The sequence below is a fragment of the Micromonospora antibiotica genome, from assembly GCF_017599305.1.
GTDB lineage: Bacteria > Actinomycetota > Actinomycetes > Mycobacteriales > Micromonosporaceae > Micromonospora > Micromonospora antibiotica.
This window is the reverse complement of the sequence record NZ_JAGFWR010000011.1, coordinates 113,011-136,613: the sequence shown is the minus strand read 5'-3', so window position 1 is coordinate 136,613 and position 23,603 is coordinate 113,011. Positions and strand designations below refer to the sequence as shown.

Sequence of the window (23,603 nt, the reverse complement as noted above, 5' to 3'; positions counted from 1 at the left end):
GGCCCGGTGCGCCCGGCCCCGGCCCGGTGCGCCCGGCCCCGGCCCGGTGCGGCCGGTCCGAGTCGGCCCGGCCCGGGTGCGGTGCGGCCGGTCCGAGTCGGCCCGGCCCGTGCGGTGCGGTGCGGTGTGGTGTGGCCGGTGCGGGCGGCAGTTCGGTGCGGCCGGTCGGCGACCCGAAAAATCAGCGGCGGGGCGGCGGGCTGGCTGCCAGGATCTGCGGCGTGACGCTCCCCGCCGGCTGGACCGCCCGCCGCCCCACCCTGGACGACGTGCCCGCGCTGCTCGCCGTGGTGCACGCCGCCGACACGTTCGCCATCGGCCACCCCGACTTCGACGCCGACGACGTCCGGGCCGCGCTGACCGCGCCGTTCTTCGACCCGCAGCACGACTCCTGGGTCCTGACCGATCCTGATCAGCAGGTGGTCGGCTGGACACTTGTCGACAACCCGACCGGGGTGGGCCGCGAATACCTGGACGTCTTCGTCGATCCGGAGCGCGCGACGGAGCAGCGGGCCGTACTGCTCGACCGGATGCTGCGCCGGATCGCCGAACGTGCCACCGAGCGGGGCCGGCCCGCGCTGACCGTCCGCGCCGCCGCCTGCCCGCCGGAGACCCGCTGGGCCGGTGAGCTGACCGCCGCCGGTTTCACCCGGGCCAAGCGGTACCTGCGGATGAGCCGGTCACTGGCCGACCTGCCCGCCGAACCGCCACCCCCACCCGGGGTGACCGTCCGGCCGCTGCGCCCCGACGACGAGGCCGACCTACGGCTGTTCCACCGGATCCACGACACGGCGTTCCGGGACACCCCGGACTACGAGCCGATCGGCTTCGAGGGCTGGCGGGACCGGCTCACCGACGGCGGGCGGGTCTGGGACGAGTGGTTCCTCGCCGAGGTCGACGGCGAGCCGGCGGGCGCGCTCAACTCGTCCGACCAGGCGCTGGAACAGGACATGGGCTGGGTGCGCACGCTGTCGGTGCTGCCCGCGTACCGGCGGCGCGGGGTGGGGGCGGCGCTGCTGCGGCGGGCGTTCGCCGTCTACGCGGCCAAGGGCCGGGGTCACGCCGGGCTGGGGTTCGACCTGGCCAACCCCACGACGCCGGTCACCCTCTACCGCGCGGTGGGGCTACGCGAGACCCGCTGGATCGATCTGTACGAGCGGAGCGTGCCCGCCACCTGACCGGCCCGGCACGCGTCGGCCGCCCCGGTGTGCACCGGCTGCCCCGGCCGGCCCGGTGTGTGCCGGAGCTGACGCCCGACGGGGTCGCCGTCGGGCGTCAGCGACGCCGGTAGCACACTGGACGGGTGCGACACGCGTTACGCCGAGGCGGTGCCGGTGGGGCGGGACCGCAGCTCGGAGACGTAGTCGTCGGGTGCGCCCGCCTTCTCGGCGGCGTTGGCGATCTCCGACAGGTACCAGGCGGTCGGCAGGCCGCCCTCGTAGCCGTCGAAGACGTACACCCAGGCGGTCACGTCACCGTCCAGCGTCAGGACCCGCACGGTGAGCTTGCGGTACGTGCCGGCGGTGACGCCCTCCAACTCGTCGAGCTGGGCGGCGTCGTACGGGTCGATGTCGTAGAGCGCCACGAAGACCCGGTCGCCCGGGGACTCGACCACGGTGCTGACGGACCCCTCCCAGCCGATCACGTCCTCGCCCGCGAAGGTCAGCCGCCACCCCTCCAGCCAGCCGACGCCCACCATCGGCGAATGCGGACAGTAGGCACGCATCCGGGCAGGGTCCAGGTTTGAGCCGTAGGCCGCGTAGTGACGCACGGCGATGACGATAGCCCGGCAGACGGGTGGGGGAGAATACGACGGTGCGTGTCGCACGGGTTCGGGAGAAGAAAGTCACTGTGAACACCGAGAGAGGGCGAGGGCTGTGAGCCACATCGTGATCATCGGCGGGGGGCCGGCCGGCTACGAGGCGGCCCTGGTCGCCGCCCAGCTGGACGCCGACGTCACCGTGGTGGAGGCCGACGGCGCCGGAGGTGCCTGCGTACTCTCCGACTGTGTCCCGTCGAAGACCTTCATCGCCAGCTCGGAGGTGGTGACCGGCTACCGGGACACCGAGGCGTTCGGCATCCACTCCGACGGCCTGGAGGCGGTCACGGTCGACGCCCGGGCCGTGCACGAGCGGGTGAAGCGGCTCGCCCTGGCCCAGTCCGCCGACATCCACGCCAAGCTGATCAAGGCCGGGGTGACCTTCGTCGCGGGCACCGCTCGACTCGGCGAGGACACCCTGGGTCACACCCACCGGGTCGTCGTCACCCCGACCGACGGTGGCGAGGAATACTCGATCGCCGCGTCCACCGTGCTGGTCGCGACCGGTGCCACCCCGCGTCAGCTGCCCACCGCGTTGCCCGACGGGGAGCGCATCCTCACCTGGCGGCAGGTGTACGACCTGCCCGAGTTGCCCAGCCACCTGATCGTGGTGGGGTCCGGCGTCACCGGTGCCGAGTTCGCCAGCGCCTACCAGGCGATGGGGGTCGAGGTGACGTTGGTCTCCAGCCGGGACCGGGTGATGCCGCACGAGGACGCCGACGCGGCGATGGCCATCGAGCAGGTCTTCCGCAGCCGGGGCATGAGCATCCTCAACAACTCCCGGGCGGACGCGGTCCGGCGGGTCGACGACGGGGTGGAGGTGGTCCTCTCCGACGGGCGGGTGGTGACCGGTTCGCACGCCCTGATCGCCGTCGGCTCGATCCCGAACACCGCCGGCCTCGGCCTGGCCGAGTACGGCGTCGAGCTGGCCAAGGGCGGTTACGTCACGGTCGACCGGGTGTCGCGTACCAACGTCCCCGGCATCTACGCCGCCGGCGACTGCACCGGCGTGCTGCCGCTGGCCAGCGTGGCAGCCATGCAGGGCCGGATCGCGATGTGGCACGCCCTCGGCGAGGCGGTCCGGCCGCTGCGGCTGCGGACCGTCGCCGCGAACGTCTTCACCGACCCGGAGCTGGCCACCGTGGGTGTCTCGCAGGACGAGGCGGACGCCGGCCGGACCCTGGCCCGTCAGGTGATGCTGCCGTTGACCGGCAACGCCCGGGCGAAGATGGACGACCTGGCCGACGGCTTCGTCAAGCTGTTCTGCCGTCCGTCGACCGGTCAGGTGATCGGCGGCGTGGTGGTCGCCCCCAAGGCCAGCGAGCTGATCCTGCCGATCACCATGGCGATCGAGAACAACCTCACCGTCAACGAGCTGGCCCAGACCATCACCATCTATCCGAGCCTGTCCGGTTCGATCACCGAGGCGGCCCGCCAACTCATGCTGCACGAACTCGAATGACCCGGCGGGGGCGTCGCGCCGGTGTGCCGATCCAGCGGTGTCAGGGTGTGCTGGATGCCGCTACATCGGCGCTGTCGAGTGGTCAGGGTTCGGGGTGGACGCGCTCAGGTCGGTGCGGGTGTCCCGGCTGGCGGCGCGGGCGCTGAGCAGGGTCATCGTCCAGCCGGCCGCCCCGAACCCGACCGCCGCCGCGGCCGCGATCAGCCCCAACCGCCAGGCCGATCCGGTGAGCGCGGTGCCGCCGAGGTGGCCGACCATGGCCCCGTAACTGGCCCAGCCGACGGCGGCCAGCGCCTCGTAGCAGAGGAACAGCCGGTAGGGGTAGCGGCTGCGGCCGGCGGAGAAGCAGGCCGCCATCCGGCCGCCGGGCACGAACCGGCAGAGCAGGATGGTCAGCGGTCCGGGGCGGCGCAGCCCTCGGGTGACCCGTCCGGCGACCCGGCGGGCCCGACCGGGTGCGATGTGCCGGGCCGGTCGCCGGTGCGGGGCGCTGCGGCCGAGCAGGTAGCAGGCGAGGTCGCCGACGAAGACGCCGAGCGCCCCGACGCCGATGGTCAACGGCAGGCTCAGCCCACCCACCACGGTGAGCGCACCGCCGGTGATCATGACGGCCTGGGTGGGGATGACCGGCACGAAGGCGTCCGCGACGAGCAGGCCCATCAGCAGCAGGTACGCCAGCAGGGGTGATGCGACGTCAGTGAGTAGCTCGGGCACGACTGCCACCTCGCCGGTCAGGGCCGATTCCAGGCACCGAGCCTCCCGGTGGCTTCACCCGCACCGGCATCCGGACCGGCAGGTGGTGACCACGGACACCACCGGGGCCTGCTGGGGAGACCGCGCGACTGCGCGCCGTGTGCCGCCGGTAGCAGCGTGATGGGCCGCCTGCCGTCTGCCGCTCGCGGTCCGCCGTTCGCCGCTCGCCGCCCGGAGGGGGTCGGCGGATCGTCGGTCGTCGGCGTACCGTTGGGTACGCGGCCCCCCACCCGTCGGGTCCCCCGTTCCTGACGAGCGGGCCGCCGTGGGTCGCCGGCAGGTCCCGTGCCGGCGACCCTCCTAATCTCCGCCCCGGTGAACCCGGACAGCCGCGTGCTGACCAGCGGGAACGCCTCACCGGTGAGCGTCGGATCCGGTCCGGTCCCCCGCTCTGCGCCGGCCACGGATGATGATCGTTGATCATGACGGCTGTCGATTCTGACGATGGCAACTGAGCCAACCGTATCGCCGTCACCGGCCCGGACCCGGTGATTGACCCCAGCCGCGCGGCGACGACCCCGGCGGGTCGGACCGGTGCCGCCGGCCCGACCCCGGCTGCGCCGGTCACCCGCACCCCGGTCGAGCCGGGCACCCTCCCCCTTCCCGGCGGTCGGCCGCGCGGGTCGTACGACGTCTCACGGCCGTCACAGCGGCGTCGCGCCGCTACCGGCCGACCGGTGATCATCGTTCGGACACACCGGCTGTCGGCCCGGGGACACGACGCCCCACCCGCCGGTGTCGCCCGGATAGCGTTCCGGGCTCAACCGACATTCCTTTCGGAGGCTCGTAGATGGTTTCCATCCTGGTGCGGGGCGCGCTCGCCGTGACCCTGGCGCTCGGCAGCACCCTCGTCGTCGTGACCGGCCCGGCCGAGGCGGCGGCGACGAAGTACAAGAACTGCACCGAACTGAACAAGAAGTACAAGCACGGGGTGGGCAAGAAGGGCGCGAAGGACAAGGTCCGGGGCAGCACCAAGCCGGTCACGAACTTCACCGTGTCGGATTCGGTCTACGCGAAGAACACCCACCTGGACCGGGACAAGGACAAGGTCGCCTGCGAGAAGCGCTGACCGCGCCGCAGCGGACCGCAGCGCCGGACCGCAGCGCCGGACCGCAGCGCCGGACCGCAGCGCCGGACCGCAGCGCCGGACCGCTGTGCCGGACCGCGCCGCGCCGCGCGCCGTGCCGGACCGCGCGGGGCCGGGGGACCGCGCCGGAGGCCGGTCGGCCGTAAAGCGTTCGCCCCGGGCGTCGCCGGGGTCGTACGGTGACGGTATGCGCAGTGCTGTGGTGACCACGACGCCGGGAGATCCCGGCGTGCCGCACTGACGTTCACCGTCGACGAGGCCCCGGGCGATCCGCCCGGGGCCTCGTGGCGTCGCGGGCACGGTCGCCTCCGGGTCGTACCCGATCAAGGAGCGCGACATGATCGACCACCGTAGGCTCGGCCGGGAGCTGGACCTGTTCGTCTCCGATCCGCTCGCGGGGGCCGGGCTGCCGATCTGGCTGCCGGCCGGCGCGGCGGCCCGGCACGCCGTCGAGGAGTACGTCCGCGAGCTGGAACGCCGGGCCGGCTACCAGCACGTCTACTCGCCACCGCTGGGCCGGCGCGAGTTGTTCGCGCTGTCCGGGCACCTCGGCCACTTCGCCGACGAGATGTTCCCACCGATGCGGATGGGTGACGACGAGTTGCTGCTCCGGCCGGCGCTCTGCCCGCACCACGCGCTGGTCTACCGGGCCCGGGGCCGCTCCTACCGGGAGTTGCCGCTGCGCGTCGGCGAGCTGGGTGGGATGTACCGGGCGGAACGGTCCGGGGTGCTCGGCGGGCTGGCCCGGGTGCGGGCGATCTCGCTCAACGATGCGCACAACTTCTGCACCCTGGAGCAGGTCGGCGACGAGGTGCGGGAGATCCTGCGGCTGATCCGCCAGGCGCACGCGGCGCTCGGCGTCCGCCCGGCCGGGTTCCGGTTGTCGCTGCGCGGGCCGGGCGCGAAGTACGTCGGGGACGACGCGTCCTGGGCACGCGCCGAAGAGCTGCTCCGGGCCGCCCTCGACGGGGTGGACCACGTGGAGGTCCCCGGTGAGGCCGCCTTCTACGGCCCGAAGATCGACATCCAGATCGTCGACGCGGCAGGCCGGGAGTCGACCATCTCCACCGTGCAGATCGACTTCGACAAGCCGGAGAAGTTCGACCTGTCGTACACCGATGCGGCGGGTGCCCGGCGACGACCGGTGCTGGTGCACCGCAGCCTGGTCGGGAGCATGGAGCGGCTGTTCGCCTATCTGATCGAGGCGCACGAGGGCGCCTTCCCGCCCTGGTACGCCCCGGTGCAGCTGCTGCTCCTGCCGGTCGACGCCGGGCAGGCCGACGCGGTGGACCGGGTGGCCCGCCGGGCGGTCGACGCCGGGCTGCGGGTCGAGGTGGACGCGGGCGGTTCGCTGGGTGCCCGGGTCCGCGACGCGGCCCGCCGCCGGGTGCCGTACGTCGGGGTGGTCGGGGCCCGCGAGGCCGCCGCCGACGCGGTGGCCCTGCGGCTGCGCGACGGTCGCAGCCTCGACCCGATGCCGGCGGCGGACGCGGTGCGGCTGATCGGCGCGGTGGTGGCGGCCCGCTCGGCGCAGCTCCTCCCGGCCGGCTGACGGTGCGGGGGCCGGGGGATCGTCCCCCCGGCCCCCGCACCGGTCTGTCACTCAGCCCCGGGCCGGTGCCGGTGCCGCCGCTGCCGGCGCAACCTCGTCGTCGACCACCGCCGCGGCGAACTGCGCCTGGTAGAGCCGGTGGTACGCCCCCCGCGCGGCGAGCAGTTGCTGGTGGGTGCCCTGCTCGACGATCCGCCCGTCCTCCATCATCAGGATCAGGTGGGCGTCGCGGATCGTGGACAGCCGGTGCGCGATGACGAAGCTGGTCCGGTCGGAGCGCAGCGCCGCCATCGCCCGTTGCAGCAGCACCTCGGTACGGGTGTCCACCGAGCTGGTCGCCTCGTCCAGGATCAGCAGCGACGGCTCCGCCAGGAACGCCCGCGCGATGGTGATGAGCTGCTTCTCCCCGGCACTGACGTTGCTGCCCTCCTCGTCGATGACGGTGTCGTACCCGTCGGGGAGGCTACGGACGAACCGGTCCACGAAGGTGGCCCGCGCGGCGGCGAGGATCTCCTCCTCGGTGGCGTCCGGCCGGCCGTAGGCGATGTTGTCCCGGATGGTGCCGCCGAACAGCCAGGTGTCCTGGAGCACCATGCCGATCCGGCCGCGCAGGTCGTCGCGGCGCAGCGTGGTGATGTCCACCCCGTCGAGGGTGATCCGCCCGGCGTCCAGTTCGTAGAAGCGCATCACCAGGTTGACCAGGGTGGTCTTGCCGGCGCCGGTGGGGCCGACGATGGCGACGGTGTGGCCGGGCTCGGCGACCAGCGACAGGTCGTCGATCAGCGGCTTGTCCGGGTCGTACCGGAAGGAGATGTTCTCGAACTCGACCCGGCCGTGCGGTTCGACGACCCGGGCCGGCGTGGCCGGGTCGGGGCTCTGCTCGTCGGCGTCGAGGACGGCGAACACCCGTTCGGCGGAGGCCACCCCGGACTGGAGCAGGTTCGCCATCGAGGCGAGCTGGGTGAGCGGCTGGGTGAACTGCCGCGAGTACTGGATGAACGCCTGCACGTCACCGAGGCTCATCGACCCCGACGCCACCCGCAGCCCGCCGACCACGGCGATCGCCACGTAGCTGAGGTTCCCGACGAACATCATCGCCGGCATGATGATCCCGGAGATGAACTGGGCGCCGAAGCTGGCCCGGAACAACTCCTCGTTCTTGGCGTGGAAGGTGGCCTCCACCTCCGGGGAGCGACCGAAGACCTTGACCAGTTCGTGGCCGGTGAACGCCTCCTCGATCTGACCGTTCAGCTCGCCGGTGTGGGTCCACTGGGCGATGAACTTCTGCTGCGACCGCTTGGCGATCTGCTGCGTCACGATCACCGACAGCGGCACCGCGACCAGCGCGACCAGCGCCAGCAGCGGCGAGATCCAGAACATCATCGCCAGTACGCCGACCACGGTCAGCAGCGAGGTGAGCAGTTGGCTCAGCGTCTGCGACAGGGTCTGCGAGATGTTGTCGATGTCGTTGGTGACCCGGCTGAGCAGCTCGCCGCGCGGCTGCCGGTCGAAGTAGGGCAGCGGCAGCCGGTTGAGTTTCTCCTCCACCTCGGCACGCAACCGCAGCACGGTGGCCTGCACCACCCCGTTGAGCAGCCAGCCCTGCCACCACATCAGCAGGCTGGCGGCGACATAGAGGCCGAGGGCGAACAGCAGCGTCCGGCCGAGGGCGTCGAAGTCGATGCCGGCCCCGGGGACCACGTCCATCCGGGCGACCATGTCGGCGAGGTTGTCGTTGCCGGCGGCCCGCATCCCGGACACCGCCTGGTCGACGGTGGTGCCCGCAGGCAACTGCCGGCCGATCACCCCGGCGAAGATGATGTCGGTGGCGTGGCCGAGGATCTTCGGCCCGATCACGCTGAACCCGACGCTGGTCACCGCCAGGGCGATGATGCCGGTCAGCGGCACCCGGTGCGGTCGCAGCCGGCCGAGCAGCCGGCGGGCCGACGGCCCGAAGTTCATCGACTTCTCCGCCGGCATGCCGGCGCTCATCCACGGCGGCCCGCCGGTGCGCCGGCCGGCCGCCGGTAGCCGCTTCGGCGTGGTCTCCTCCGGGGCCTTCTTCTGCTCGGGTACGGCGGTCATGCCGGCACCCCCGTCGTCTGCTGGGACGCCACGATCTCGGCGTACGTCGGACAGTCGTCGAGCAGCTCGTCGTGTCGGCCCATCCCGACCACGCCTCCGTCCTCCAGCACGATGATCTGGTCGGCGTCGATGATCGTGGAGACCCGCTGGGCGACGATCACCACTGCGGCGTCGGCGGTGACCGGGCGCAGCGCGGCCCGCAACCGGGCGTCGGTGCCCAGGTCGAGCGCCGAGAACGAGTCGTCGAACAGGTAGATCTCCGGCTTGCGGACGAGCGCCCGCGCGATGGCGAGGCGTTGCCGCTGCCCACCGGAGACGTTCGTCCCGCCCTGCGTGATCGGGGCGTCCAGCCCGCCGGTCATCTGGGCCACGAAGTCCCGGGCCTGGGCGATCTCCAACGCCGTCCACAGCTCCTCGTCGGTGGCGTCCGGGTTGCCGTAGCGCAGGTTGCTGGCCACCGTGCCGGTGAACAGGTAGGGCTTCTGCGGCACCAGGCCGATCCGCCGCCACAGCTCCTCGGGGGCCAGTTCGCGGACGTCGACCCCGTCGACCAGCACCGTGCCGGCGGTCGGGTCGACCAGCCGGGGGATCAGGGTCAGCAGGGTGGTCTTGCCGGCGCCGGTCGAGCCGATCACGGCGGTGGTCCGCCCCGGGGTGGCCCGGAACGAGATGTCGTGCAGCACCGGCGCGCTGGCCCCCGGGTACTGGAAGGCCACGCCGCGCAGCTCCAGCTCACCGTGGCCGTCGACCCGGGTGACCGGCTCGGCCGGTGGCACCACAGTGGACTCGGTGTCCAGCACCTCGGTGACGCGTTCGGCGCAGACCGCCGCGCGCGGCACCATCATCAGCATGAAGGTGGCCATCATGACGGCCATCAGGATCTGCATCAGGTACGCCAGGAAGGCGGTCAGCGCGCCGATCTGGATCTGCCCGGAGTCGACCCGCTGCGCCCCGAACCACAGCACGGCGACGCTGGAGACGTTGAGCACCAGCATCACCACCGGGAAGATCAGCGCCATCAGTCGACCGACCCGCAGGGCGGTGGCGGTCAGATCGGCGTTGGCCACCCCGAACCGCTGCGTCTCGTACGGCTCGCGGACGAACGCCCGGACCACCCGGATGCCGGTGATCTGCTCGCGGAGCACCCGGTTGACCGTGTCGATGCGGGTCTGCATGAGCCGGAACCCGGGCACCATCTGGCGGATGACCAGGCCCAGTGCGATGGCGAGCACCGGCACGCTGACCAGCATCAGCCAGGACAGGCCGATGTCCTCCCGCAGCGCCATCACCACCCCGCCGACGCTCATGATCGGCGCGGCGACCAGCATGGTGCAGCTCATCAGCACGAGCATCTGCACCTGTTGCACGTCGTTGGTGTTGCGGGTGATCAGCGAGGGTGCGCCGAAGCGGGCCACCTCGCGGGCGGAGAACCGGTTGACCTGCCTGAAGATCGCCGCGCGGACGTCCCGGCCGAAGGCCATCGCGGTCCGCGCGCCGAAGTAGACCGCCGTCACCGCGCAGGCGATCTGGAGCAGGCTGACCAGCAGCATCCAACCGCCGGTACGGATGATGTAGTCGGTGTCGCCCCGGGCCACCCCCAGGTCGATGATGTCGGCGTTGAGGCTCGGCAGGTAGAGCGAGGCCATCGTGCCGACGAACTGGAGCAGCACCACCGCGCCCAGCGGCCGGTGGTAGGGCCGCAGGTAGCGGCGCAGCAGACTGATCAGCACGGATGGCTCCCGGGCCTCGGGTCGTCGGTCGTGTCCTGGTGCTGTGTTGTCAACCTCTTGTCCTCCCCGTCGGACATGGTCGTGATGACCTCGATCAGAAAATCCCGGATCACCGCGCGCCGGGCCGGGTCGGCGTCGACGGAGGTGAGCGGGGTGTCGGTGCGCATCCGGTCGACCAGGGAGCGGGTGTGTTCCCGGCCCTTGTCGGTCAGCGCCAGTCGGACGGTCCGCCGGTCGGCGTCGTCGCGGCGGCGCTCGACGAAACCGTCCCGTTCGAGGGTGTCGACGATCCCGGTGAGGGTGGCGGGCCGGACGAAGCAGCGGTCGGCGACGTCCCGGTGGGTGGCGTCGTCGAGGTGGTTCAGGGTGAACAGCACCCGCATCCCGGCCGGGGTGAGGCCGTGGTGTTCGGCCAGGTAACGACCCCAGTGCTGGTCGACGAGGTGGCCGGCGACCGACAGCAGCCGCCCGAGCGGCACGGTACGGAGCACGTCGGGGTAGGCAGCCAGTGGTTCCATCTGCACGCTGAGTATGTTAGCCCCCGGACCGTCAGGGGCCAAACGAAATGGCCAGGGCTGCTCCCACGTACAGGATCTGGAGCGCCGTACGCGGACCGAGCGGGGTGACGGGTCGACCGGCCAGGGTCAGGTGGCGTCGGGCCGCCGAGACGTTCGCGGGGAACATCGCCACCATCATCAGGGCCAGGCCGGCGGCGACCGGGCGGGCGGTGACCGGGACCAGTAGGCCCACCGCGCCCGCCAGCTCCAGCACTCCGGTCGCGGTGACCAGGGCGCCGGGGAAGGGCAGGCGGGGCGGGACCATGGCGATCAGACCCTCCCGGCGGGGCGAGGTGAAGTGGGCGAAACCGGTCAGCACGAAAAGTAGTGCCAGGCCGACGCGGAGCGCGGGGTGCCAGCCGTCGAGCGCGTCCACGCCCGCCAGACCGACCAGGCGTGCGACGGCGGTGCCGACGAGCAGAGCGATGAACGGAACCATGCGAACCTCCTGAGGCGCAAATCTTTATATTGCCAAGATGCCGTCCCGATCGCTTTCTTGTCAACGTAAAGATACGATCGTGTCATGACCGTCACCCGCGCCTACCACCACGGAGATCTGCCTCGCGCCCTGCTCGCGGCGGCGGTGGCGGCGATCGAAGAATCCGGCCCGGCGGCGCTCAGCCTGCGCGACCTCGCCCGCCGCGCGGGCGTCTCGCACGCCGCCCCGACCCACCACTTCGGCGACAAGGCCGGGTTGCTCACCGCCCTCGCCGTCGAGGGGTTCGACCTGCTGGCCGCCGCGCTGACCGCAGCCGGTGACGACCTGCTCGACGTCGGGGTGGCCTACGTGGACTTCGCCGTCAGTCACCGAGCGCACTTCGAGGTGATGTTCCGACCCGACCTCTACCGGGCCGACACCCCCGAGGTGCGGGCCGCCCGGGAGCGCGCGGGTGCGGCGCTGCACCTCGGCGTGGCGGCCCTGCCACCGCACCGGGCCGAGCCGGGCGAGTCACGGACGGACGCGTTGGCCGCCTGGTCGATCGTGCACGGCTTCGCCACGCTCTGGCTCTCCGGCGCGCTACCCCCCGACATCGACGCCGACCCCCGCGCCGCCGCCCGTACCGTAATCCGCCACCTAATCCCCCCACCCTGACCCACCCACCCACCCACCCCCGCCCCCTCATCCCCGCCCCCTCGCCCCGCCCGCCCTAGGGTGAGTTGATCAAGAGGTTTACGTCACCCACCGCCAGATTCCCGACGCAAACTTCTTGATCACCACCTCACCAACCCCTCTGCTCGGGTGATCAAGAGGTTTACGTCACCGGCAACGGAATTCCTGACGCGAACCTCTTGATCACCGCCTCAGGCACTCAGACGGTGGGGTGATCAAGAGGTTTGCGTCAGTTGGGGCGGGTGGGGTGACGTAAACCTCTTGATCAACTCGTCCGGGGCGGGGCGGGTGGGGGCGAGGGGTGGGGGTGGGAGGGGCGGGGGTTACCAGCTGGTGGGGAGGGGCATGCCTTCGGTGTAGCCGGCGTGGCTCTGGATGCCGACCAGGGCGCGTTCGTGGAACTCGTCGAGGGTGCGGGCGCCGGCGTAGGTGCAGGCGCTGCGTACCCCGGAGATGATCTCGTCGATCAGGTCCTCGACGCCGGGGCGGGCCGGATCCAGGTACATCCGGGCGGTGGAGATGCCCTCCTCGAAGATCGCCTTACGGGCGCGGTCGAAGGCGCTGTCCTCGGCGGTCCGGGCGCTGACCGCGCGCGACGAGGCCATCCCGAAGCTCTCCTTGTAGCGTCGCCCGTCCGGCTCGGTGTAGAGGTCACCCGGCGACTCGTAGGTGCCGGCGAACCAGGAGCCCACCATCACGTTGGACGCCCCGGCGGCCAGCGCCAGCGCCACGTCCCGGGGGTGGCGTACCCCGCCGTCGGCCCAGACGTGCCGGCCGAGGGCGCGGGCCGCCGCCGCGCAGTCCAGCACGGCGGAGAACTGGGGTCGGCCGACCCCGGTCATCATCCGGGTGGTGCACATCGCGCCCGGTCCCACCCCGACCTTGATGATGTCCGCGCCCGCCTCGACCAGGTCGCGTACCCCCTCGGCGGTGACCACGTTGCCGGCGGCCACCGGGACCGGGGGGTCCAGTTTGCGGACCGCCCGCAACGCGGAGATCATCCGTTCCTGGTGCCCGTGCGCGGTGTCCACCACCAGGGTGTCGACGCCTGCCGCGAGCAGTGCCTCGGCCTTTCCGGTGACGTCACCGTTGATGCCGACGGCCGCCGCGATGCGCAGCCGCCCCCGGTCGTCGACGGCCGGCCGGTAGAGGGTGGCCCGCAGCGCACCCTGCCGGGTGAGCACCCCGACCAGGCGGCCGTCGTCGTCGACCACCGGGGCCAGTCGCCGCCGTCCCGCGTTGAGCCGTTCGAATCCGGTACGCGGGTCCGCGTCGGCCGGCACCGTGTGCAGCTCGGTCGACATCACGTGTTGGAGTTGGGCGAACCGGTCCACCTCGTGGGTGTCCGCCTCGGTGACCACCCCCACCGGCCGACCGGCCTCGTCGACGACCACCACCGCGCCGTGGGACTTCTTGGGCAGCAGGTGGATGGCGTCGCCGACGGTGTCGGTCGGGCCGAGCGTGATCGGGGTGTCGTGCACCAGGTGCCGTTGCTTGACCCAGTCGACCACGGTGGCGACCACCTCGATCGGGATGTCCTGCGGGATGACCGCGATCGCGCCGCGCCGGGCCACCGTCTCGGCCATCCGCCGGCCGGCCACCGCCGTCATGTTCGCCACCACCAGCGGGATGGTGGTGCCGGTGCCGTCACCGGTGGACAGGTCGACGTCGAGCCGCGAACCGACCTCGGACCGGGCCGGGGCCATGAAGACGTCGTTGTAGGTCAGGTCGTGCGCGGGCACCGCGCCATGAAGGAACCTCACCCCGCCATCATTCCCGCTTCCGGCCCGTCCCGCCGCCGTCGGTGGCCCAGACCACCCCACCGCTGCGGGGGCCGTCCGGTGGCGGGGGGCCGGGGATCTGCCAGCCCCACCAGGGGGTACGGCCGGAAGGCGGAACAGGCGGCGGGGCCGTGGAGCGGGTCAGGCGATGGTGCAGATCGCCGCACCGGCGGTGAGCACCGCACCCACCTCGGCGGCGAGCCCCGCGACCGTGCCCGCCTTGTGCGCGTGCAACGGCTGCTCCATCTTCATCGCCTCCAGGACGACGACCAGGTCCCCCTCGGCGACGGTGTCCCCGTCCGAGACGGCGATCTTGACGATGGTGCCCTGCATGGGGGAGGTGAGCGCGTCGCCGCTGACCGCCGTACCCGTGCCGGTGCCGCCACCCCGGCGGGCCGGCCGGCGGGCGGCGGGGGCTGCGGTGGTCGTACCCCCGGTGAGGCCGGCGGGGAGGGTGACCTCCAGCCGCTTGCCGCCCACCTCGACCACGACGGTCTCGCGTGCCGCCGCCGTGTCGGCGGGGCCGGCGGTGGCGGTGAACGCCGGGATCGGGTTGTCGAACTCGGTCTCGATCCACCGGGTGTGCACGGTGAACGGCTCGGTGGTGAACGCCGGGTCCCGGACGACGAGGCGGTGGAACGGCAGCGCGGTGGCCATCCCCTCGACGACCATCTCGTCGAGCACCCGGCGGGCCCGTTCGATCGCCTCGGCGCGGGTCTCGCCGGTGACGATCACCTTGGCCAGCAGCGAGTCGAAGTTGCCGCCGATCACGTCACCGGCGCTGACCCCGGTGTCGACCCGGACGCCGGGGCCGGTGGGCAGCCGCAGCGCGGTGATGGTGCCGGGGGCGGGCAGGAAGTTGCGGCCCGGGTCCTCGCCGTTGATCCGGAACTCGATGGCGTGCCCGCGCGGGGTCGGGTCCGCGGTGAACCGCAGTTTCTCGCCGTCGGCGATCCGGAACTGCTCGCGGACCAGGTCGACGCCGGCGGTCTCCTCGGTGACCGGGTGCTCCACCTGGAGCCGGGTGTTGACCTCCAGGAAGGAGACGGTGCCGTCGCCGCCGACCAGGTATTCGACCGTGCCGGCGCCGTGGTAGCCGGCCTCCCGGCAGATCGCCTTGGCGCTGTCGTGGATCTGGTTGCGCTGCGCGTCGGTGAGGAACGGCGCGGGGGCCTCCTCGACCAGCTTCTGGTGCCGGCGTTGCAGGGAGCAGTCCCGGGTGCCGACGACGACGACGTTGCCGTGCCGGTCGGCCAGCACCTGCGCCTCGACGTGCCGGGGCTGGTCGAGGTAGCGCTCGACGAAGCACTCGCCCCGGCCGAACGCGGCGACCGCCTCCCGGGTGGCCGACTCGAACAGGTGGGGGATCTCCTCCAGGGTGCGGGCCACCTTGAGGCCCCGCCCGCCCCCGCCGAAGGCGGCCTTGATGGCGACCGGCAGGCCGTGCTCGACGGCGAAGGCGGTCACCTCGTCGGCGTCGGCGACCGGGTCGGCGGTGCCGGGGACCAGGGGCGCACCGGCCCGCTGGGCGAGGTGCCGGGCGGTGACCTTGTCACCGAGGTCGCGGATCGCCTGCGGGGTCGGACCGATCCAGGTCAGGCCCGCGTCCAGCACGGCCTGGGCGAAGTCGGCATTCTCGGAGAGGAAGCCGTAACCCGGGTGTACGGCGTCCGCGCCGGCCCGCCGGGCCACCTCGATCAGCTTGTCGATGCGCAGGTAGCTGTCGGCGGCGGTGTCGCCACCGAGGGCGTACGCCTCGTCGGCGAGGGTGGTGTGCAGGGCGTCCCGGTCGGAGTCCGCGTAGACGGCGACGCTGCCCAGACCCGCGTCGCGGCAGGCCCGGATGACGCGGACGGCGATCTCTCCACGGTTGGCGATGAGTACCTTGCGCACCTTGGTGCTCCTCCCGGGGTCGTTGCCTCGGGAGTGTATCGGCAGCCCGGAGGCCCCCTAACGATCATTCAGTGTGGGATGCCGCACTGTGGGCGCGGTCGACTAGTCAAACTTGGTTATTACGCTTGTACGGTGTCTGCGACTCGGTTGATGATCCTGGGGCTGGTCCGGTGGATGCAGCCCGTGCATGGCTACGACGTACGCCGCGAGCTGTTGAGCTGGGGTGCCGACAAGTGGGCGAACGTGCAGCCCGGCTCGATCTATCACGCGTTGCGCAAGCTGACCGAGGAGGGACTGTTGCGGGCGGTCGCCACCGAGCAGGTCGGTGCCCGTCCGGCGCGCACCACGTACGAGGTGACGCCCAAGGGGGACGAGGAGTTCGAGACGTTGCTGCGGGCGCAGTGGTGGCAGCTGCACGAGGTGCCGGACCCGTTCGCGTCGGCCTTCTCGTTCCTGCCGGCGATGCCCCGCGAGGAGGCGGCGGCGGCGCTGCGCAACCGGGCGAATCTGCTGCGTGCCGGTGTCGAGTCGATGCGTGCCTCGTTGGACTCCGACTGGGTGCGCAACAGCAGGCCGGTGCACGTGACCTGGATGTTCGAGCTGTGGTTGGCCCGGGCCGAGGCGGAGATGGCGTGGTGCGGGCGGATCGCCGAGCGGATCGACTCCGGAGTGTCGTACCTGCCTGCTGGGCTGACGGGGGCAGGCGTCTGGCCCGGCTGGACCGACGGCGCTCCGCAGCGCGGCGCGGCCGACGGCGCTCTGCCGCCCGGCACGGCCGACGGTGCTCTGCCGCCCGCCGAGAAAAGTAATAATCAACGTTGACCATAGAAGCTATATCGCGTTAGCCTGCTTCCGGCCCGTTGCGGGAGTGCGCCGCATGGCGTCACGGGGGCAGACGACGGCCGGCACCACCCGGCCCGGACGACCAGGAGCAGAGATGATCGAGACCAGAGGGCTGCGGAAGTCGTTCCGCTCCCGGCAGGGTCGGGAGACGAAAACGGTCGACGCCGTCCGGGGGGTGAATCTTCAGGTCCCGGCGGGAGAGATCTTCGGTTTCCTCGGCCCCAACGGCGCCGGCAAGACCACCACCCTGCGGATGCTCGCCACGCTCATCGAGCCGGACGGCGGCGAGGCCACCATCGCCGGTGCCGACCTGCGCAAGGACCCGGCCGAGGTACGCCGCCGGATCGGCTACGTCGCCCAGGGTGGCAGCACCTGGGACGAGAGCACCGCCCGCGAGGAACTCGTCCTGCACGCCCGGATGTACGGCATCGGCAAGGCCGACGCGCACCGCCGCGCGGTCCGCGCCCTGGAGGCCTTCCAGCTCACCGAGTACGCGGACCGCAAGTGCAAGACCTACTCGGGCGGCCAGCGGCGACGGGTGGAGATCGCCCTCGGCATCATCCACGAGCCGAAGATCGTCTTTCTCGACGAGCCGACCACCGGCCTCGACCCGCAGAGCCGCGCGCACATGTGGGACGAGATCCGCCGGCTGCGTACCGAGGGGATGACCGTCTTCATCACCACGCACTACCTCGACGAGGCCGACGCGCTCTGCGACCGGATCGCGATCATGGATCACGGCGAGGTGGTCGCCGAGGGCACCCCGGCCGAGCTGAAGCGGGAGATCTCCGGCGACGTCGTGCTCGTCGGCCTCGACGTGGCGAGCACCCCGCAGGCCGCCGAACTCCTCGACAGCGAGGAATACCTCAACAAGCTGGAGACCGTCGACGAGGGCGGGCTGCGCCTCTACGTCGACGAGGGCACCACCGCCATCCCGCAGGTCCTGCGCCGGCTCGACCACGCCGGGCTGGTCATGAGCTCCATCGAGCTGCACCGCCCCAGCCTCGACGACGTCTTCCTCACCAAGACCGGCCGCTCGCTGCGCGAGTCCTGAGACACCGGAGACCACGGATGAAATTCGCCCGCGACACCTGGCTGATCTTCCAACGCCAACTTCAACTGCTGCTGCGCAACCCGGTCTGGGTCTTCGTCGGCGTCTTCCAGCCGGTGATGTACCTGCTGCTCTTCGCCCCGCTGCTCAAGCCGGCGCTGAACGCGCCCACCCAGGCCGCCGCGTACAAGATCTTCGTACCCGGCCTGCTGGTGCTGCTGGCCATCTTCGGCGGACTGTTCCAGGGCTTCGGCCTGATCGCCGAACTGCGCGCCGGAGTCATCGAGCGGTCCCGGGTCACCCCGATCAGCCGGCTCGCCCTGCTGCTCGGCCGCTCCCTGCGCGACGTCGTCTCGCTGATCGTGCAGGCGATCATCATCACCCTGCTGGCGCTCCTGTTCGACCTGCGGGTCTTCATCGGGGACCTGCTGCTGGCGTACCTCATGCTGGCCCTGATCGCGCTGATGACCTCGGCCGTCTCGTACGGCGTCGCACTCAAGGTCAAGAGCGAGGACGCGCTCGCCCCGTTGATGAACACCGTGGCCCAGCCGGTGCTGCTGCTCTCCGGCATCCTGCTGCCGCTCACCTTCGCCCCCGGCTGGCTCCAGGGGGTCGCCGAGTGGAACCCGTTCTCCTGGGCGGTCGACGGCACCCGGGCGTTGTTCGCCGGTGACCTCGCCAACGACAAGGTGTGGCAGGGGCTGGGCATCATCGCGGTGCTCGCCGCCGCCGGGGTCTTCTGGGCGGCCCGACAGTTCGCCCGCAGCGTCCGCTGACGATCCCCACCCCGGGCGAGGCCCGGTCACGCGCTCGTCGCGTCAGACCGTCACCCCGCCTCCCCACGGCATCCCGGCTTCCCGGCGTCACCCCACCTCCCCACGGCATCCCGGCTTCCCGGCCGGATGCCGTGGGGAGGTGATCGACTGTGTGCCGCCGAGCGGTATCGGTGCGCGGTGGACACCGCAACATCGGCCCAGGGGAGTCGAACTCGCCATTCCCCCGGCCGGCCGGTCAGTGCACCCGGGCGAGGGTGACGCCGTCGGCCAGGGGGAGCAGCACCGCATCGACGCGTACGTCGGCCAGCACCTCGTCGTTGAAGGCGGCGATCGCCCGGTCGGCGGCGTCACGGGGGGCGAGCACCCGGCCGCCGCGCAGGGTGTTGTCGACCGCGATGACCGCGCCGGGCCGCATCCTCGGCACCAACTCCGCCCAGTACACCGGGTAGCCGGTCTTGTCGGCGTCGATGAAGGCGAAGTCCAGGTAACGCTCGTGCGGCAAGTCCCGGAGCGTCTCCGCGGCCGGGCCGATGCGCAACTCGATCCGGTCGGCCACCCCGGCGCGCTGCCAGTAGGACCGGGCGATACCGGTGAACTCCTCCGAAATGTCGAAGCAGGTGAGCCGACCGTCCTCGGGCAGCCCACGGGCGATCGCCAGCGACGACAGCCCGGTGAACGTGCCCACCTCGACGGCCTGCCGGGCACCCAGCAGCCGGGTCAGGAAGGTGAGGAACGCCGCCTGCTCCGGCGCCACCTGCATCTCGGCGTGCGCCGGCAGCACCGCGCGGGTCTCCTCGGCCAGATCGCGGATGATCTCGTCCGGCGGAGACCCGTGGGCGACGAGGTAGGCGTGCAGTTCCGGCGTCAGCGGCAGCGACTTCGTGGTCATGACCGGACGTTAGCCCAGCGGCTCGATCTCCTGGGCGCCCGGCGCGACCTTCGACCACAGGTCGGTGATGCTCAGCTCCAGATCGCGCAACAATCCACGGAGCAGCGGCAACGACAACCCGACCACCGTTCCCGGATCACCCTCGATCCCGTTCAGGAACGCCCCGCCCAACCCGTCGATGGTGAACGCCCCCGCCACCGCCAACGGCTCACCCGTGGCCACGTACGCGGCGATCTCCGCATCGGTGACGTCCGCGAAGTGCACGACCGTCGAGGCCACCGCCTCCGCGCGGGACTCACGCACCACGTCGAGCAGACAGTGCCCGGTGTGCAACACCCCGCTGCGCCCACGCATCCGCTCCCACCGTCGGGTGGCGTCGGCCGCATCCGCCGGCTTGCCGAGAATCTCACCGTCGAACGCGAGCACCGAGTCGCACCCCAACACCAGAGTCCGCTCGTCGGCAGTGGTACGTAGCCGGTCGGACACCGCCTGCGCCTTCAGCCGGGCCAACTCCAGGCAGAGATCCTCGGCCCGATCCGCGACCACCTGGGACTCGTCGACCCCACTCACCAGTACGTCCGGCTCGATTCCGGCGGCCTGAAGCAACTTGCGGCGGGCGGGGCTCTGCGAGGCGAGTACGAGGCGCAGCGGCAAAGAATTGGACACGGGCCGACGCTACCGGCTGATCCGTGGTGGCGGGTCGTCGGCACGTCGGCGACGACGCCACACCAGGAACCCGCACCCGGCAGCCACGATCACCCCCAACGTCGCCCACCCCCGTACGGCGGCACCGCCATCGTCGTTCCCGCCGGACGATGACGTGGCTGCGCTCGTCGTCCCTGCCTGCGGGGGAGCGGCGGTGACGCTCTCGAAGCCGAGGGGTGGGACATCGGCGGTGAGCGCGGCCACCAGGTCGATGACGCCATAGCCGTACTCGTCGTCGCGGCCGGGAGGACCTTTGTCGACAGCGGTGGCCGTCAGCCGGTGTACGACCTCGGCGGCGGGAAGGTAGGGGTACTTCGAGCGGACCAGCGCCGCCGCCCCGGCAACAATGGCCGTCGCATCGGACGTACCGGTGCTCTTGCGGTAACGACCACCAAGACTGGGGCAGTAAATGTCAATCGCAGGCGCGACCAAATCTACTTCCCGTCCAGTCACTGATACCGGGAGGTGCCTTCCATTGCGATCTATTCCTCCAACTGCCAATACGCCTTCTGCTGAAGCTGGATAGCTGACGCGGCTTTCTCTGGGTGCATTGCCGACGCCTGCCACTACTAGTATATCTGCATTTCGTGCGCTAGATATTGCCTGTTGCAATTCTTTGGTGGGCGAACTGGCGGCCGATATGCTGATTATGTCGGCACCGTTTCGCGCAGCGAAATCGATGCTGGCTGCTAAGTCGTCCGGATCACCCATGCCGCTTGGTGGGGTATCAAAAATGGGTAGTATTTTAGCTTCGGGTGCTACTCCCAAGGCGCCTATCCTGTTCGGTCTGCCATGTGCGGCGATGAGGCCCGCCATGCACGTACCGTGGCTATTGCGATCTTTTTGGCCGTCCCCGCGGCCTCCGGGGATCATGTCTGATCCTGGAAGTAGATTTCTGCGCAAATCGACGTGGGGGTCTACCCCTGTGTCGGGGACTGCTACGACTACGCCCTTGCCGCGAGCAACTGCATGTGCAGCCTTCACGTTTAAGTAGTCTAGATGCCACTGGTCATTCCGTACGCGCTCTGCTCCATCGGGGCGCGGGGTTCCTGCAATGGCGGTCGAGGGTGGGATTGAAATGATATAGATTAGCAAAGTAATTGAAATTGTGAGGGCTTTTCTCATGGGCGATTCACCGAGTAAAGCCGATTGCTGGCCCCGGGGCGATGGGGCCGCCCTCGTCGGGAGGGTTGACGATTGGAGCTACCCCATGGTCGGTTTCCCACGGGTTGTCCGGATCCCAGCGCCGGCTTTCTGTGTCGAATCGGCTTTTCGGGAATTGTGTGGGCGTGCCGCTCAAACCCGAGAAAGATCCCTGTCCGGGACCACCGCCTATGGGTGGAAGGCCGTGTACGGAGGAGAATTGTGAACCTCGTCCAGCGCCTGGTCGAGTTCCAGCGGCGCCGGTTGGCGCGGTGCCGGCAGATCCTCCGCCGATTACTCCGCCGATGGGATTGACCCTGCGAGTTGGGGGCCCTCCTGGTTGCCCGGCACCGTAGGTTGGCGTGCTCCCTATTAATCCACCGGGCAAATTTGGGCGGGCTGCACTTGTGGGGGGATGGGTGTTTACTTCGGCGTTCTGGCCCTGGTTTGACCGAATTGGCGGATTGGATGCTCGCGCTATGGGTGTTGGTGGCGGAAGGTGTGGCATTTTAGTTCCGGCGGCAGTCGTAGTGTTCAGAGAGTTTGTAGGTGTTGTCGGTGAGGTGGTAGTGGGTGGCGGTGGATTCGATGCGATTCCTCCGAGGGTTGGACCATCTCCGATGACCGACCCAACCGATGGCGACTTCAGCGTCGGAGGCAACTGCAGCCTTTTAACTGGTTTCTTCGGGCTAGACGGATGTGCTATGGGTGCAGGTGTGATTGGTGGAATGATTGGAACTGGACTGACGGTGCTGTAAGGGTCGGTACCGAGTTGCTCGATCCGAGGACTTGGTCGTGTGACTGGGGGTTTTTGGAGCATTGCTTGGGCTTGTTGGAGTTCACCGCTGAGCCCGAACATGATCGCGCGTGCCTGCACGTTCAGCCGCTCCAGGTCGCCATCGCTCACCGGTGGGTCCACCACCCGGCTGCCCATCGCCGCCTTGGGGTCGGCCAGCGTCGCTTCGTACCCCCGCTTCTGCTGGAGCTTCGTCGCGTACTCGTCGTGTAGTCGCTTCAGTTGCGGTCTGGTGCTGTCGATGGCGCGGGCGGCGGCGGCGAGGGCGTCGTGGTTGGCGGCGGCGGTGTCGTGGGTGTGCTGCACCCTGCTGATCAGCTCGTCCAGTTCACCGAGGTACGCCTTGGCGGCGTCGTTGGTGGCGGGTGGCCATGCCTCGGCGAGGCCGCTGCGGTACTGCTGGAGTCTCCGCAGATGAGCCTGGGCGAGGTCGCAGACCTTGCGCCATCCCGCGACGTGCTTCCAGTGCCCCTGGGTCTCCTGGTCCTGGAGGCAGGCCCACATGCTGAGCACGTCCATCAGTTGCCAGTCGGTGAGGCCGGAGGTACGGCCGCTGCCCCGTTCGATCACGGCAGCACCACCGGGCCCGGATTTTCGGGGCTGTTGGGCGCGGGAGCGGTCCACGAGGAACGGCCGGTGAGAGTGGACGCGGTGACCTGTGCGCCGTGCAGGGCGCGTTCGACGTCGGTCACCCGGGCGTGGGCGAAGGCGTCGGCACCCTGGTAGTCGGTGGCGATCCGGTTGGCGGCGGTCGCCAGCCGGCCGGTGGCGCCGGCCAGGCCGTGCACCAGGTCGGAGGTGGCCTGCTGGGTCTCCCAGTGCGCCTGGAGGAAGTGCACCAGCTCGATGAACGCGTCGCACGGGTTGGGTACGGCGGCGGTCATGTCGTCGGCGATGTAGCGCAGGTGTGGCGTGTAGTTCCGTTCGACCTCGGTCTGGAGTTGGTCGGCGAACTCCCGCATCTGGCGGATGTCGGCCTCGATGCCGCCGTAGTTGCCCAGCCAAGAAGCTGGGCGGCCCTCCTCAGGGATCACTGGTCCTCCCGAACGTCACGACACCGTCTCCCAGAGTGAGGCTAGTGGCTGTTCGGCGATCCCGGCAGCCCCGGCACCGGCCCCGGCCGCCCTCCGCCATGCAGCAGCCCCGGCCGCCCTCCGCCATGCAGCAGCCCCGGCAGCCCTCCGCCATGCAGCAGCCCCGGCACTGACCCCGGCCGCCCACGGCCAGTCAACAGCCCCGGACGACCGCCGTCGGCCGCCAGCCGTCGGCCGGCAAGCCTGGCCCGGTGGCGTCGGCTGTCAGCGGGGCAGGCCGGAGGTGCGCCAGGCGTCACGACCGGGCACCGGGACCACGCCGACCGGACGGGCGCTACGGGCCCACGTGGACCCTGCGGCGGGCCTGGGTGTGCCGGCCGGCCGGGCACGCAGGGTGATCGCGCCCACCAGCGCGGCCAGTTCCTCGGCGGTGGGAACCCCCCGGACTACCCGGAACAGCGGCTCTTCGGCAGACATGCCGCCAGAGTACGCGTCCGCAAGTTGACCCACGTCGCACAGTGGCGTGCCGGCGGTGT

21 protein-coding genes are annotated in these 23,603 nt (G+C 70.9%); 8 read left to right on the top strand and 13 right to left on the bottom strand.

Annotated elements, in window-relative coordinates:
• Positions 1 to 221: 221 nt before the first annotated feature.
• A complete protein-coding gene (locus JQN83_RS19745) occupies positions 222 to 1,178 on the top strand; it encodes a GNAT family N-acetyltransferase (RefSeq protein ID WP_208568613.1) in 957 nt (318 codons plus the stop codon).
• 137 nt (positions 1,179 to 1,315) lie between these two features.
• On the opposite strand, the gene JQN83_RS19740 is transcribed toward JQN83_RS19745, so the two are convergent.
• Positions 1,316 to 1,771: a gamma-glutamylcyclotransferase gene (locus JQN83_RS19740; protein WP_208568612.1), complete on the bottom strand. Its 456-nt coding sequence runs from the start codon at positions 1,769 to 1,771 to the stop codon at positions 1,316 to 1,318.
• A gap of 106 nt (positions 1,772 to 1,877) precedes the next feature.
• Here JQN83_RS19740 and JQN83_RS19735 point away from each other — a divergent pair, with 106 nt between their 5' ends.
• Positions 1,878 to 3,281 (top strand): NAD(P)H-quinone dehydrogenase, encoded by a 1,404-nt coding sequence (locus JQN83_RS19735; RefSeq protein WP_208568611.1) that lies wholly within the window; start codon positions 1,878 to 1,880, stop codon positions 3,279 to 3,281.
• A gap of 60 nt (positions 3,282 to 3,341) precedes the next feature.
• Here JQN83_RS19735 and JQN83_RS19730 read toward each other — a convergent pair whose 3' ends face one another.
• Positions 3,342 to 3,995 carry a DedA family protein gene (locus JQN83_RS19730; protein ID WP_208568610.1) on the bottom strand — a complete coding sequence of 218 codons (654 nt, stop codon included), beginning with the start codon at positions 3,993 to 3,995 and terminating at the stop codon, positions 3,342 to 3,344.
• Positions 3,996 to 4,824: 829 nt separating this feature from the next.
• On the opposite strand from JQN83_RS19730, the gene JQN83_RS19725 reads away from it, so the two are divergent.
• Both JQN83_RS19725 and thrS read left to right on the top strand, forming a co-directional pair.
• On the top strand, positions 4,825 to 5,103 hold the full coding sequence (locus JQN83_RS19725) for an excalibur calcium-binding domain-containing protein (protein WP_208568609.1): 279 nt from the start codon (positions 4,825 to 4,827) through the stop codon (positions 5,101 to 5,103).
• A gap of 355 nt (positions 5,104 to 5,458) precedes the next feature.
• Positions 5,459 to 6,673 carry a threonine--tRNA ligase gene (gene thrS, locus JQN83_RS19720; protein ID WP_208568608.1) on the top strand — a complete coding sequence of 405 codons (1,215 nt, stop codon included), beginning with the start codon at positions 5,459 to 5,461 and terminating at the stop codon, positions 6,671 to 6,673.
• A 51-nt stretch (positions 6,674 to 6,724) separates the two neighbouring features.
• Here the strand turns inward: thrS and JQN83_RS19715 are convergent, their stop codons facing one another.
• Genes JQN83_RS19715 through JQN83_RS19700 form a run of 4 tightly spaced genes read right to left on the bottom strand, consistent with a single transcriptional unit; the run spans position 6,725 to position 11,484 of the window.
• Positions 6,725 to 8,758 (bottom strand): ABC transporter ATP-binding protein, encoded by a 2,034-nt coding sequence (locus JQN83_RS19715; RefSeq protein ID WP_208568607.1) that lies wholly within the window; start codon positions 8,756 to 8,758, stop codon positions 6,725 to 6,727.
• Positions 8,755 to 10,488: an ABC transporter ATP-binding protein gene (locus JQN83_RS19710; RefSeq protein ID WP_208568606.1), complete on the bottom strand. Its 1,734-nt coding sequence runs from the start codon at positions 10,486 to 10,488 to the stop codon at positions 8,755 to 8,757. The genes JQN83_RS19715 and JQN83_RS19710 overlap by 4 nt, the downstream gene beginning before the upstream one ends.
• On the bottom strand, positions 10,482 to 11,006 hold the full coding sequence (locus JQN83_RS19705) for a MarR family winged helix-turn-helix transcriptional regulator (RefSeq protein ID WP_208568667.1): 525 nt from the start codon (positions 11,004 to 11,006) through the stop codon (positions 10,482 to 10,484). Before JQN83_RS19705 ends, JQN83_RS19710 begins: the two co-directional genes overlap by 7 nt.
• A gap of 31 nt (positions 11,007 to 11,037) precedes the next feature.
• Positions 11,038 to 11,484: a DoxX family protein gene (locus tag JQN83_RS19700; protein ID WP_208568605.1), complete on the bottom strand. Its 447-nt coding sequence runs from the start codon at positions 11,482 to 11,484 to the stop codon at positions 11,038 to 11,040.
• Between the two features lie 84 nt (positions 11,485 to 11,568).
• Between JQN83_RS19700 and JQN83_RS19695 the strand changes: the two genes are divergently transcribed.
• Positions 11,569 to 12,138 (top strand): TetR/AcrR family transcriptional regulator, encoded by a 570-nt coding sequence (locus tag JQN83_RS19695; RefSeq protein ID WP_208568604.1) that lies wholly within the window; start codon positions 11,569 to 11,571, stop codon positions 12,136 to 12,138.
• Positions 12,139 to 12,479: 341 nt separating this feature from the next.
• Here JQN83_RS19695 and JQN83_RS19690 read toward each other — a convergent pair whose 3' ends face one another.
• Positions 12,480 to 13,919 carry a GuaB1 family IMP dehydrogenase-related protein gene (locus JQN83_RS19690; RefSeq protein WP_208568603.1) on the bottom strand — a complete coding sequence of 480 codons (1,440 nt, stop codon included), beginning with the start codon at positions 13,917 to 13,919 and terminating at the stop codon, positions 12,480 to 12,482.
• A 159-nt stretch (positions 13,920 to 14,078) separates the two neighbouring features.
• Positions 14,079 to 15,830, bottom strand: coding sequence for an acetyl/propionyl/methylcrotonyl-CoA carboxylase subunit alpha (locus JQN83_RS19685; RefSeq protein WP_208568602.1), 1,752 nt, complete (start codon positions 15,828 to 15,830; stop codon positions 14,079 to 14,081).
• A 132-nt stretch (positions 15,831 to 15,962) separates the two neighbouring features.
• Here JQN83_RS19685 and JQN83_RS19680 point away from each other — a divergent pair, with 132 nt between their 5' ends.
• The 3 genes from JQN83_RS19680 to JQN83_RS19670 all read left to right on the top strand — a co-directional run bounded on the left by JQN83_RS19680 (position 15,963) and on the right by JQN83_RS19670 (position 18,500).
• Positions 15,963 to 16,652, top strand: coding sequence for a PadR family transcriptional regulator (locus JQN83_RS19680; RefSeq protein WP_307799448.1), 690 nt, complete (start codon positions 15,963 to 15,965; stop codon positions 16,650 to 16,652).
• A gap of 115 nt (positions 16,653 to 16,767) precedes the next feature.
• Positions 16,768 to 17,727, top strand: coding sequence for an ATP-binding cassette domain-containing protein (locus tag JQN83_RS19675; RefSeq protein WP_208568601.1), 960 nt, complete (start codon positions 16,768 to 16,770; stop codon positions 17,725 to 17,727).
• A 17-nt stretch (positions 17,728 to 17,744) separates the two neighbouring features.
• On the top strand, positions 17,745 to 18,500 hold the full coding sequence (locus JQN83_RS19670) for an ABC transporter permease (RefSeq protein ID WP_208568600.1): 756 nt from the start codon (positions 17,745 to 17,747) through the stop codon (positions 18,498 to 18,500).
• A 235-nt stretch (positions 18,501 to 18,735) separates the two neighbouring features.
• On the opposite strand, the gene JQN83_RS19665 is transcribed toward JQN83_RS19670, so the two are convergent.
• From JQN83_RS19665 to JQN83_RS19645, 5 genes are all read right to left on the bottom strand, one after another.
• Entirely contained in the window at positions 18,736 to 19,389 is a 654-nt protein-coding gene (locus tag JQN83_RS19665; protein WP_208568599.1) for an O-methyltransferase, read from the bottom strand.
• Positions 19,390 to 19,398: 9 nt separating this feature from the next.
• Positions 19,399 to 20,055, bottom strand: coding sequence for a Maf family protein (locus tag JQN83_RS19660; protein WP_208568598.1), 657 nt, complete (start codon positions 20,053 to 20,055; stop codon positions 19,399 to 19,401).
• Positions 20,056 to 20,064: 9 nt separating this feature from the next.
• Entirely contained in the window at positions 20,065 to 21,219 is a 1,155-nt protein-coding gene (locus tag JQN83_RS19655; RefSeq protein WP_208568597.1) for a S8 family serine peptidase, read from the bottom strand.
• A gap of 1,380 nt (positions 21,220 to 22,599) precedes the next feature.
• Entirely contained in the window at positions 22,600 to 23,067 is a 468-nt protein-coding gene (locus tag JQN83_RS19650) for a hypothetical protein (protein WP_208568596.1), read from the bottom strand.
• Between the two features lie 264 nt (positions 23,068 to 23,331).
• The gene (locus JQN83_RS19645; protein WP_208568595.1) at positions 23,332 to 23,544 is read right to left on the bottom strand and encodes an acyl-CoA carboxylase subunit epsilon; all 213 of its coding nucleotides are present in this window, start codon (positions 23,542 to 23,544) and stop codon (positions 23,332 to 23,334) included.
• Positions 23,545 to 23,603 lie beyond the last annotated feature (59 nt).